Annotated in this window: 11 protein-coding genes; 9 read left to right on the top strand and 2 right to left on the bottom strand. The window is 30.0% G+C overall.

Translation table 11 applies throughout. The annotated features are described in order from the left end of the window. Positions 1-24 precede the first annotated feature (24 nt). A complete protein-coding gene (locus RH98_RS13350; protein ID WP_010255820.1) occupies positions 25-393 on the bottom strand; it encodes a hypothetical protein in 369 nt (122 codons plus the stop codon). Between the two features lie 813 nt (positions 394-1,206). Between RH98_RS13350 and RH98_RS13345 the strand changes: the two genes are divergently transcribed. Further along, the gene (locus tag RH98_RS13345; RefSeq protein ID WP_010255818.1) at positions 1,207-1,557 is read left to right on the top strand and encodes a hypothetical protein; all 351 of its coding nucleotides are present in this window, start codon (positions 1,207-1,209) and stop codon (positions 1,555-1,557) included. 10 nt (positions 1,558-1,567) lie between these two features. Then, complete coding sequence (locus tag RH98_RS13340; RefSeq protein WP_010255816.1) at positions 1,568-2,005, top strand: PEGA domain-containing protein; 438 nt, start codon at positions 1,568-1,570, stop codon at positions 2,003-2,005. A gap of 58 nt (positions 2,006-2,063) precedes the next feature. On the opposite strand, the gene RH98_RS13335 is transcribed toward RH98_RS13340, so the two are convergent. Next, on the bottom strand, positions 2,064-4,262 hold the full coding sequence (locus RH98_RS13335; RefSeq protein ID WP_010255814.1) for a B12-binding domain-containing radical SAM protein: 2,199 nt from the start codon (positions 4,260-4,262) through the stop codon (positions 2,064-2,066). A 315-nt stretch (positions 4,263-4,577) separates the two neighbouring features. On the opposite strand from RH98_RS13335, the gene bshC reads away from it, so the two are divergent. The 7 genes from bshC (at position 4,578) to RH98_RS13300 (ending at position 11,623) form a co-directional block, all read left to right on the top strand. Next, a complete protein-coding gene (gene bshC / locus RH98_RS13330; protein ID WP_010255812.1) occupies positions 4,578-6,167 on the top strand; it encodes a bacillithiol biosynthesis cysteine-adding enzyme BshC in 1,590 nt (529 codons plus the stop codon). Positions 6,168-6,390: 223 nt separating this feature from the next. Beyond that, the gene (locus RH98_RS13325; RefSeq protein WP_010255810.1) at positions 6,391-7,155 is read left to right on the top strand and encodes a ParA family protein; all 765 of its coding nucleotides are present in this window, start codon (positions 6,391-6,393) and stop codon (positions 7,153-7,155) included. A 28-nt stretch (positions 7,156-7,183) separates the two neighbouring features. Next, positions 7,184-8,089, top strand: coding sequence for a ParB/RepB/Spo0J family partition protein (locus tag RH98_RS13320; RefSeq protein WP_010255806.1), 906 nt, complete (start codon positions 7,184-7,186; stop codon positions 8,087-8,089). Then, the gene (locus RH98_RS13315; protein ID WP_010255803.1) at positions 8,089-8,673 is read left to right on the top strand and encodes a DUF5683 domain-containing protein; all 585 of its coding nucleotides are present in this window, start codon (positions 8,089-8,091) and stop codon (positions 8,671-8,673) included. Before RH98_RS13320 ends, RH98_RS13315 begins: the two co-directional genes overlap by 1 nt. 13 nt (positions 8,674-8,686) lie before the next feature. After that, complete coding sequence (gene dapB, locus RH98_RS13310; protein WP_010255801.1) at positions 8,687-9,394, top strand: 4-hydroxy-tetrahydrodipicolinate reductase; 708 nt, start codon at positions 8,687-8,689, stop codon at positions 9,392-9,394. 30 nt (positions 9,395-9,424) lie between these two features. Next, positions 9,425-10,987, top strand: a complete 1,563-nt coding sequence (gene lepB, locus RH98_RS13305; protein ID WP_010255800.1) for a signal peptidase I — start codon at positions 9,425-9,427, stop codon at positions 10,985-10,987. A gap of 15 nt (positions 10,988-11,002) precedes the next feature. After that, positions 11,003-11,623, top strand: a complete 621-nt coding sequence (locus RH98_RS13300) for a WbqC family protein (protein ID WP_010255798.1) — start codon at positions 11,003-11,005, stop codon at positions 11,621-11,623. Positions 11,624-11,795: the final 172 nt, after the last annotated feature.

Raw genomic sequence — 11,795 nt, 5'->3', positions numbered from 1 at the left:
TTTTTATTATATATAGTTAATTTCTTAAATATTCAAAGTCACTACTTTATTACCTTCAGCTGATCTTTTTAATTTTTTTCTCTTATATAATTCAATCTTGATATAAGGATCTTTTACTTTGCTATTAGAAGACTGTATCACAGTAATTCGTTTAGAATCCTTAGGATAATGGCAAATCTTCTCGTCAAATATTCCCTTAACTGGATGTTTAATAAATTCACCATTTTCCATAAAAACAAGTTCAACCAGTGCATCTGATGGTTGTACAAGAACCTTAAGTCTATACTCATCATATTCTTTTACTTCAATATTACTTGTATTATCATCGTTAAAACAAGAAAATGACAAAGCAATTAATATCGTTGTCAAGAAATAAGCAAACTGTCTTTTCATGAAATAGATGTTTAAAATGTTAAAGATAAACTATATTAATACATTAAAATCATATTGAAGTCAAATTTACTTTTAAATTTTCTAAAAACTTCTTTAAATCTATAACAATAAAAGTCATAAAATTCCATGTCATCCAACTAGCTAATATGGTATTTAATCTTTTGCGTAAAGTTCAAAAGCTATCAAACGAAGCACCTTTACATATCAACAAGCTATGAGATTTTCTGCAAACACTTTAATTATCTGAGCAAAAAAACCACCTCGTTTTTTTTAACCCTAAAAAACATATCTAATTGAATTGCAACATATTACCCTTAAAAACACATTATTGAGTTAAAATTGGTATGCTTGCTAAAGCTAGTATTCATAAGCACTAGAGCTAAATCCTTCAACAGTTCTTCAACAATTCCCCATGATTGCTCTATATAGAAAGCTATTTGTTGAAGGAATCTTGAAGAACTGTTGAAGCATTGTTGAAAAACTCATCTCGTCTATAGTATTAAAGGCAGATTAGAAATCTATTATTTATTCCAAGTATCATTTAAGCTCTTATATTAAAAAAGACCTTTGAATAATTTAATGATTAACTTTAAAAGGTTTAAAAATTAAACGGTTGTAATGAATTGGAAGAGCGAGAATAAGATGAAGTCATCTTGATTTTTTAGTTTTCTAAAATTTCTATACCCCTTTTTTATTTTACAAAAGTCAAGACGACCTCATTAATAAAAATAAATAAGTTCTCGTTATTTGATTTTTATTTTTTACTTCACTTATTTTAACAGTATATTTACAAAAAATTAGTACATAAAAATTATGAAAAAATTAGTCACAATAATTACAATATTAATATTTATGAGTTGTAGTAGTACTATAAATACAAACATTATTAACAAGCAACCACCACTTAATGAAAAAACCGCAATCACTATATTAAAAATTGGCGAGGAAGTTCCTTCTCCTAATAAAAAAGTTGGAACCGGTAAATTTGGAGATTCTGCATTTTCAGTAAAATGCAGCTTAGACTATGTATTAGATCAAGCGCGAGCAGTTGCAAAAGAAAATGGGGCGAATACAATAAAAATCACGCACCACAAACGACCAGATTTTTGGAGTTCTTGCCATAGAGTCACTGTTGAGTATTATTTTACAGATATAAAAAATTAAATAACATAAAATGAAAAAAATCACTACATTACTAAGCCTCTCTCTTTTATTATTAAGCACAAGTTGTGCTACAATAGTTTCGGGAAGTAAACAAAGAATAGAAGTTAATTCAACTCCTACAAATTCTACGGTATACATTGACAATAAAGAAGTGGGAAAAACTCCATATAATACAAAACTTAAAAGAAATCAATCTTATTCTTTAAAAGTTACAAATGAAGGTTATCTACCATATCAAATAGATTTACAACGTGAATTTAATGCTTGGTTTATCGGAAATGTTGCCATTGGTGGATTGATTGGGATAATAGTTGACCCTATAACAGGAGCTATGTATAAATTAAAACCTGTCCAATATAACCAAACGCCAGTTGAAGAAGTTACTGTAAAAGTAAATCATAAAGATCTTTACTTCAATGTTGGCTTAAAAAAAGAACAACAACAATAAGTTATCTTCCTATAAATATAACAATGACGACTACTACAAATCGTCATTGTTATATTATTTATAAGACTAACAATGCCATATCTTTTAATAATTGAGCCGGTTTAGAAAACCAAAAAGGTTCAAAATCCTCTCCAGTAAATTCTTCAAAACTCTTTTTCATTTCCTGATAAGTCATTGTTTGCGTGTTTTTTTCTTTTAAGTTATCTACAAAATGAATAAACCAATCCCCCACTACTTTACTTACATCAATTGTAATAGTATCTCTTTTGGTATAAAAAATTAAGTGTGCCATTTCAAAAGTGCGCCCTTTCTTCTTTTTCTCAAAATATTCAATATGAGGAAATGTTCCAAGCCAAACGACTTTTTGATTAGGTTTATAAGTAGGTATAGGCTCACTTTCTAGGCACTTATAGATATAATCTGAAGGAATACTTGTACGAGGAACTTTAAAATCAAACCAATCACTTAAAGGCCAGTCAAAACACATTGCATGCATATAATTAAACAGTGATTTCTTTAATCCAAAAGAAAACTTATCATGTATAGCACCATTCATTTCGACATGAGGTACATCGTTATTAGCAAATGTTCCTTTTTCTTCATTAATACGCTGAACCTTATACTCATCAGGATTCATTCCTACAGGTGAATGAGCTGTCATGGCAAATTGATGCCAGAAGCCAGACTGCATTATCCCTGCTTCAAATAATTGACGCACCATTTCAAGGCTGTCAATTGTCTCTTGTGCAGTTTGTGTTGGAAAACCATACATTAAATAGGCATGCACCAAAATACCTGCTTCTGTAAAGTTTCTATTAACGCGGGCTACTTGCTCTACAGTTACCCCCTTATCAATTAGCTTAAGCAAGCGATCAGAAGCTACTTCAAGTCCTCCCGAAACCGCAATACATCCTGATGCCTTCAATAATAAACAAAGATCTTTTGTAAAACTCTTTTCAAAACGAATATTTGTCCACCAAGAAACAGTTATTTTTCGGCGGATTATTTCTAATGCCACCTCTCGCATTAAAGCAGGTGGCGCAGCCTCATCAACAAAATGAAAACCAGTTTCTCCTGTTTGTTCAATCAATGTTTCCATACGATCAACAATTTGCTTTGCGGCTACTGGCTCATATATTTTTATATAATCTAAACTTATATCACAAAAAGTACATTTCCCCCAATAACAACCATGAGCCATAGTTAATTTATTCCAGCGACCATCACTCCACATACGGTGCATTGGGTTAACAACTTCTATAACAGAAATATATTTGGAAAGAGGTAAGTCAGAGTAATCCGGTGTACCAACTTCTGACTGCTTATAATCACGCTTTAAAGGATTATTGATATAAACTACTTCACCATTTTTTGCAATCATAGTTCGCTTTAACTCTTCTTGCTTTATTTTTCCATCTACAAAAAGAATTAAATTTTCTAAAGGAGCTTCGCCATCATCTAAAGTGATAAAATCAAAAAATTCAAATACTCTTACATCTTTTAGAGAACGTAATTCAGTATTTGGAAAACCACCACCCATAGTAACTTTAATCTCAGGGTAATATTTTTTTAGGTATTGAGCACATCGAAAACTACTGTATAGATTACCGGGAAAAGGGACTGAAAAACCTATAATTTTAGGTTCTTTAGAAGTAATTAATTTTTCCAATAATCGCAATGTAATCTCATCTATGTAAGTTAGTGGCTGATGAAGAGCGTCATATAATTCATCAAATGTATGTGCAGATCGACCTAAACGCTCAGCGTAGCGACTAAATCCAAAATTAGAATCAACTGTTTCTACAATTAAATCAGATAAATCTTCTAGATATAATGTTGATAAATGTTTAGCTTTATCCTGAATACCCATTGTTCCAAATGCCCATTCTAACTCTTCAAGTTGCTCAAATCGAGAAGCTCTAGGCAAATAATCTTCTTGAACAATTGCATGTGCTAATGTTGAATTTTTACCTTGTAAAAAAGCAATAACCCCATCAATTGTTGCAATATAGTCCTCTTCTAAAGCTAATATGCGGTGAATATTAGGAGAAACCTCTTCTATATGTTCATGTACATAATCAAATAGATTTATTAATCCCTTACTACTAAACAATTCTAATATTACCTCAATACCTAGATCAGCATGAAAACTATCAATACCTAATGTATTTAGAAAGCCTTTAATGTAAGCCGTTGCAGGATAAGGAGTATTCAGCTGTGTAAAAGGAGGAGTAATAAAGGCTATTGTTGTATTCACTATGTTTCAAATTTGGAGTGCAAAGATACTACTATTCAAGTGACTAAAAAATCACTATTCTTTTTAGACTATAAATAATATAAAACTCACTTAACTAGAAAATTAACATTATAAAACAAACAATAAAGGATTAAAATACAGCCACTTAAAAAATTAAATTACAAAATAAAAAGCTATTTTAGTTGATTAACCAAACAAAAGTTACGTTTGTTTTTTCATGCATTAAAAGTTCTATGCATTTTGAAAAAACTTTAAACAAAGTTAAACCTTAAATTAAAAAGCGATTATTGTTTAAATTAGCAAAAAATAAAAACTATGCCTTTAGATAAAATTACATTTCAAAATTCAGGCTATTTCTCAAAACTAATGATTGATTATCTTAACCAAGAGGATAATCTAAGACACTTATATAATCATTTCCCAACTATTGACAGTTTTAAGATTCAAATAGAAGAGAAAAAAAGAAATTATCCATTAGCTAATAGAGCGATCCTTTCTGATGCTTTAAAAAAACAATATAAAAACACAAATACATCTACTCTAACTTTAGAAAATATCCAATTGTTAGAAAAGGAAAATACTTATACCGTTACTACTGGTCACCAATTAAATTTGTTTACTGGACCTCTGTATTTCTTATATAAAATAATTTCAGTCATCAACTTGGCAAAAGAATTAAAAGAAAAATACCCTGAGGACAATTTTGTTCCAGTATATTGGATGGCTACTGAAGACCATGATTTTGAAGAAATAAATCATTTTATCTTTGATGAAAAAGTTATTTGTTGGAACAAAGAGAGTAATGGACCTGTCGGAAGATTAACAACTGATGGACTTGAAAAAGTATTTGAAGTATTTAAATCACACATAGGTATTGGAGTTAATGCAGATAGAATTAAAGAGTTATTTGAGAATGCTTATCTTAAACACACTAATTTAACTGATGCAACTCGCTATTTAGCAAATGAACTATTTGCTGAATATGGACTAGTAATTATTGATGGTGATGATAAAGAATTAAAAAAGCTGTTTATTCCTTATGTAAAAGAGGAACTATTACACCAAAGCGCCATAAAAGAAGTAGAAAAAAGCTACGCTACACTAAGTAATTACTTTATACAAGTTAATCCTCGCGAAATAAATGTTTTTTACATTCTGGACAATCTTAGAGAGCGTATTATAACAGAAAACGGTATTTATAAAGTAAACAATACAGATATTAAGTTTACAGAATCAGAATTATTACAGGAATTAGATAATCATCCAGAACGTTTTAGTCCAAATGTAATTCTAAGACCTCTTTATCAGGAAATTATTTTACCTAACTTGTGCTATACAGGAGGAGGTGGTGAATTAGCGTATTGGTTAGAGCTAAAGAAAGTATTTGAATTACACAAGATTACTTTTCCTATGCTATTACTGCGAAATTCTGTCTTACTAGTAACTGATAAACAAGTAAAGAAATTAGAAAAACTAGCATTAACTTGGAAAGATATCTTTACCAAACAAGAACAATTATTAAATAAAAAAGCATTAGAATATTCTACTCATAATTATGATTTTAATGCACAAAAAATATTTTTGCAAGAGCAATTCAAATCATTAGAGAATATTGCATTACAAACTGACAAATCCTTTTTAGGTGCTGTAAAAGCACAAGAAAAGAAACAATTAAAAGGGCTCAATAATCTAGAAAAAAGATTTTTGAAAGCAGAAAAAAGAAGTCACAGTGAAAAACTTGAAAGAATTGCATTATTGCAAAACGAATTATTCCCAAATGGCAGTTTACAAGAACGCATTGTGAATTACTCGGTTTTTTATAAAGAATATGGGGATGGATTAATAAAAATTCTATTAGAAAAATTATCTCCCTTAGATCATGAATTTGACATCATTGTTTTATAAGTAACTTAAATAAATTCTCTTATCAAAGAGTTTATTAGATGTTAAGCTTATTAATAAAAATAAACACTAAAACACATACATCTTAATGCTATTTTTTAATGAAATAGCATTTTTTATTTGTAAACAATTGACTAATAATATTTTTCATAAACTGTTAATAAATAAGATTTTATATAAAGAGAAATAATTGTATTTTTACGACTTATTAAATTTCATTACGAAAATGGGGAAAATCATTGCTGTAGCAAATCAAAAAGGTGGAGTAGGTAAAACTACCACTTCAGTTAACCTTTCTGCTTCTTTAGGAGCACTTGAGAAAAAAGTCTTATTAATAGATGCTGACCCTCAAGCAAATGCTTCTTCCGGCTTAGGGATTGACATAGACGCAGTAGAGATAGGAACTTATGAAATTTTAGAACATAGTTATACCCCTGCAGAGGCAGTTGTCGATTGTACTGCTCCCAATGTATATCTAATTCCTGCCCATATCGATTTAGTTGCAATTGAAATTGAATTAGTTGATAAAAAAAATAGAGAATACATGCTTAAAGAGGCATTAAAATCTATTAAAGACAAGTATGATTATATTATTATTGATTGTGCTCCCTCTTTAGGACTATTGACTTTAAATGCTCTGACTGCAGCAGACTCTGTTATTATACCAATTCAATGTGAGTATTTTGCACTAGAAGGTTTAGGAAAACTTTTAAACACAATAAAAAGTGTACAAAAAATACACAATCCTGAATTAGATATTGAAGGTCTATTACTTACGATGTATGACTCTAGATTACGATTATCTAATCAAGTAGTTGAAGAAGTCCAAAAACATTTTAATGATATGGTCTTTGATACTATCATTCAAAGAAATGTAAAGCTTAGTGAAGCACCTAGTTTTGGTGAAAGTATTATAAACTATGATGCTACAAGTAAAGGAGCTACAAATTATATTAACTTAGCGGAAGAAATAATTCGCAGAAATAGCTAGAATATATTTAGTCGAGAAGTAAAACATTATGGCAAAGGCAATAAAAAAACAAGCTTTAGGAAGAGGATTATCGGCTCTATTAAAAGATCCAGAAAATGATATAAAATCAGTTGGTGACAACAACGCTGATAAAGTAGTAGGTAATATCATTGAACTAGATTTAGATGCTATTGAAATTAATCCATTTCAACCTAGAACAAATTTTAACGAAGAATCTCTTAGAGAATTAGCAACTAGTATTCAAGAACTAGGTGTTATACAACCCATAACCGTACGAAAAGTTGATTTCAATAAATATCAGTTAATCTCTGGAGAACGTCGTTTAAGAGCTTCTAAAATAGCTGGATTAGACACAATTCCTGCTTTCATTAGAATTGCCAATGACAATGATTCTTTGACAATGGCATTAGTTGAAAATATTCAACGTCACGACTTGGATCCTATTGAGATTGCACTTTCGTATCAACGTTTAATGGAAGAAATTAACTTAACCCAAGAACAAGTCAGTGAGCGCATTGGTAAAAAACGCTCTACTATTGCTAATTATTTACGTTTACTTCGTTTAGACCCGATTATACAAACAGGTATAAGAGATGGTTTTATTACAATGGGACATGGTCGTGCAATAATTAATATTGAAGATCTAGATATTCAAACAGATATATATCACAAGATTATAACAGATAACTTATCTGTTCGTGAAACTGAAGCATTGGTCAAAAAATATCAAGAAAAATTAAGAGGAATTGACACTGCAGAAACTTCGCAAAAAGGAAAAACATATACAGTTCCACCAGAATATTCTAAATCTTTTGGTAATTTTTTTGGCACAAAAGTAGATATTAAAGTTTCAACGAATGGAAAAGGAAAAATTTCTATACCTTTCCACTCTGAAGAAGATTTAAATCGCATAATAAAACTTTTAGAAGATTAGTGAAAAGTAAGCTATTAATTATTATTTTCTTTTTTAGCATATTAGGACAAAATAGTTTTGCACAAGAAAAAGAGGATGAAAAGAAAGCAGAACCTACAAAAGTAGAGTCTGACTACAAGCCGTTGGATCCATTGGCTCCAGCTCGGGCAGCCTTTTATACTTCAATTGTTCCAGGATTAGGACAGATTTATAACAAGAAATATTGGAAATTACCGTTAGTATATGCAGGGATAGGTATTCCAGCTTATTTTTGGGCGGATAATCAACGTAATTATACTCGATATCGTAACGAGTATAAAAAGAGATTGCGTGGTATATATGATGAAAGTGACCCAACGTTTGGTGGATTAGATAATGAACGATTACTTGATGGGCAAAATTTCTATAGAAGAAATAGAGATTTATCTGTAGTAATTACAGTAGGTTTTTATATTTTAAGTATTGTTGACGCTAACGTGGATGCGCATTTGTCACAATTTAATGTAAATGAAAAACTTACAATCAAACCAGTTTTTGAATTGAATAATCCACTAGATTATCAAAATCAATTTCAATACGCAATTAATATACAATACAAATTCTAAATCAACTATTATTATGAAAATCGCTTTACTTGGCTACGGTAAAATGGGGCAAATTATTGAAAGAATTGCAATAGAAAGAGGTCATACAATTGTATTAAGAAAGCGAAGCAATGATACTTTTGATGGTCTAGAAAATGCTGATGTTGCAATTGATTTTAGTGTGCCTTCTGCTGCCGTAGAAAACATAAAAGCAGCTATTCTAAAAAATGTTCCAGTTATTTCAGGAACTACGGGTTGGTTAACTAATTATGATGAAGTGATATCATATTGTAAACAACATAATGGGGCTTTTCTATATGGTTCAAATTTTAGTTTAGGAGTAAACATTTTCTTCGAATTAAATGAGTATTTGGCAAAAATGATGAATCAACTGAAGCAATATAACGTTTCTATGGAAGAAATTCATCACACACAAAAACTAGACGCACCAAGTGGTACAGCCATCACATTGGCTAATGGAATAATTTCTAACTCTGATTATACAAACTGGACTTTAGATGCACCTACTGAAAGTGAAATAAAAATTGAAGCAGTTAGAAAAGATAGTGTACCAGGTACCCATAGCATATTCTACGATTCAGATATAGATCAAATAGAAATAAAACATACAGCACATAACAGAGAAGGTTTTGCTTTAGGAGCTGTGGTAGCAGCAGAATGGATAAAAGGTAAAACTGGTATATTCTCAATGAAAGATGTACTAGATCTAAAAAACATTTAATTAAATTCTACTCAATAAAACGCATAAATTATGACAATGTTACAGTGGTTTTTATTTTTCCTATTAGTACAAGTAATTCACTTTGCTGGTACTTGGAAATTATATATAAAAGCAGGATTTAAATCTTGGCAAGCATTAATACCAATTTATAATGCTATAATTTTAATGAAAATTATCAACCGTCCTAAATGGTGGGTAATTTTATTATTTATACCGATTGTAAATTTAATCATGTTTCCAGTTGTATGGGTAGAAACATTAAGAAGTTTTGGAAAGAGATCTACGCTTGATACAATATTAGGGGTGGTGACACTGGGTTTATTTATCTACTATATAAACTATTTTGGAGATGTAAAATATGTAGAGAATAGAAGTATAAAAGCAACCTCAGAGGCTGGTGAAACATTGAGTTCTATATTATTTGCAATTGTAGTAGCTACCATTATTCATACTTATGCAATACAACCTTATACCATTCCATCTTCTTCATTAGAAAAAACATTATTAGTTGGAGATTATCTATTTGTAAGTAAGTTTCATTATGGAGCAAGAACACCAATTACAACTGTAGCATTACCAATGGCTCATGATACAATACCATTTACACAAAAGAAATCTTATTTAAAGAAACCGCATTTACCATATTTTAGATTACCAGGTTTTCAAAAAGTTCAACACAATGATATCGTTGTTTTTAACTGGCCGACTGACACTATTTATAAATTCAATGATAGAGTTTGGAAACCTGCTGTACAAAAACCTATTGATAAGAAAACACACTATGTTAAAAGAGCTGTAGGACTTCCTGGAGAAAACTTACAAGTAAAAGAAGGTTATGTATATATAAATGGCGAGAAAGCTAAGTTAAATGATAGAGCTAAATTACAATTCAGTTACATCATTTCTACAGATGGTTCACCATTAGATATTAATGCAATTGCCAAAAAATTGGATATTACTGATCCTTATGGGTATTACATACCTAATGACCGTACTAAAATAATGTTTAGAGCATTAACCGATCAAGATGTAGAGTACTTAAAAACATTTAGTGCAATTCAAACGATACAAAGAACACCAGATTCACCTAATCCTTATTCAGTTTTTAATCAAATAGATAAAACCTGGACAGCTAATGATATGGGGCCAATTCATATTCCTGCACAAGGTGAAACTATTGATTTGAATTTAGAAAACATCAAATTTTATACTCGTATCATATCAGAATATGAAAGCAATACTTTAGAGGTTAAGAACGGGACTATCTTTATTAATGGTCAGCCTTGTACAAATTATACTTTCCAACAGAATTATTATTTTATGATGGGAGATAATCGTGATAATTCAGCAGATAGTAGAGAATGGGGTTACGTACCAGAAGACCATATAGTAGGAAAACCAGTATTTATTTGGATGAGTTTAGATCAAAATATACCTTGGTCTAAAGCCCTAGATAAGATTAGATGGAATAGACTATTCACAACAGTTAACGGAAATGGTATACAAACCTCTTACTTCCCTTACTTTATCGTAATATTAATAGGAATAATAGGTTACAATACATATAAACGAAGAAAAGAGAAGAAAAAATAAAATCAATAATAAGAAATGAATAATATAGTTATTCACCCTACCTACTTCCCTTCTATAAGTCACTTTGTAGCAATGTTACAAGCAGATACAATTACTTATGAAATGGAAGATAACTTTCAAAAGCAAACTAATCGCAATAGAATGTATATTCATAGTGCTAATGGAATTCAGATGTTAAATATTCCAATCAAGCATAGTAAAAAAGATTATCAGAAATATAAAGATATACAGATAGAAGATGCTTTTGGCTGGCAAAAACAGCATTTTAAGAGTTTAGAAGCCGCTTATAGGACATCACCATACTTTGAGTACTTTGAAGATGATATACGTCCTATATTTGAACAAAAGCAAGTATTCCTATTAGATATGAATTTAAAGATTCATGAAATTATAACAGATTGCCTAGGTATAAAACTAGAATTTCAAAAATCGAAAGAATATTTAAAAGAATTACCAGAAGATTTTCATGATTATAGACATCTAGCAAATGGTAAAAAAGACAATAATACATTTACAGCATATACTCAGGTATTTGATGATAAGAATGGATTTATTAACAATTTAAGCATCTTAGATTTACTTTTTAATGAAGGTCGACATGCCGAAGATTATTTAAAAAATCAGTTTGTATTATAAGAAAAAAGGTGAGCAATTGCTCACCTTTTTTCTTCTTTAAATTTTCATAGCAATGACTAAATTTCTTTAGTATCAAACAACAAAACAAACATTAAAAAAGCTTCCTTTTTCACAGCAAATAAAATAATAACACTTCTTATTTGTTTGTTCACTATTAAGACAACAGATACTA

Source organism: Myroides injenensis M09-0166 (assembly GCF_000246945.1).
In the GTDB taxonomy this organism is placed as follows: domain Bacteria; phylum Bacteroidota; class Bacteroidia; order Flavobacteriales; family Flavobacteriaceae; genus Flavobacterium; species Flavobacterium injenense.
This window is presented reverse-complemented; position numbering and strand designations above follow the sequence as displayed.

What these genes read in the sequence shown, in the direction of transcription:
- dapB (WP_010255801.1), top strand. Translation starts at nt 8,687, where the DNA reads ATGAAAATCGCTTTACTTGGCTACGGTAAAATGGGGCAAATTATTGAA.
- RH98_RS13340 (WP_010255816.1), top strand. Translation starts at nt 1,568, where the DNA reads ATGAAAAAAATCACTACATTACTAAGCCTCTCTCTTTTATTATTAAGC.
- RH98_RS13345 (WP_010255818.1), top strand. Translation starts at nt 1,207, where the DNA reads ATGAAAAAATTAGTCACAATAATTACAATATTAATATTTATGAGTTGT.
- lepB (WP_010255800.1), top strand. Translation starts at nt 9,425, where the DNA reads ATGACAATGTTACAGTGGTTTTTATTTTTCCTATTAGTACAAGTAATT.
- RH98_RS13300 (WP_010255798.1), top strand. Translation starts at nt 11,003, where the DNA reads ATGAATAATATAGTTATTCACCCTACCTACTTCCCTTCTATAAGTCAC.
- RH98_RS13325 (WP_010255810.1), top strand. Translation starts at nt 6,391, where the DNA reads ATGGGGAAAATCATTGCTGTAGCAAATCAAAAAGGTGGAGTAGGTAAA.
- bshC (WP_010255812.1), top strand. Translation starts at nt 4,578, where the DNA reads ATGCCTTTAGATAAAATTACATTTCAAAATTCAGGCTATTTCTCAAAA.
- RH98_RS13320 (WP_010255806.1), top strand. Translation starts at nt 7,184, where the DNA reads ATGGCAAAGGCAATAAAAAAACAAGCTTTAGGAAGAGGATTATCGGCT.
- RH98_RS13350 (WP_010255820.1), bottom strand. Translation starts at nt 393, where the DNA reads ATGAAAAGACAGTTTGCTTATTTCTTGACAACGATATTAATTGCTTTG.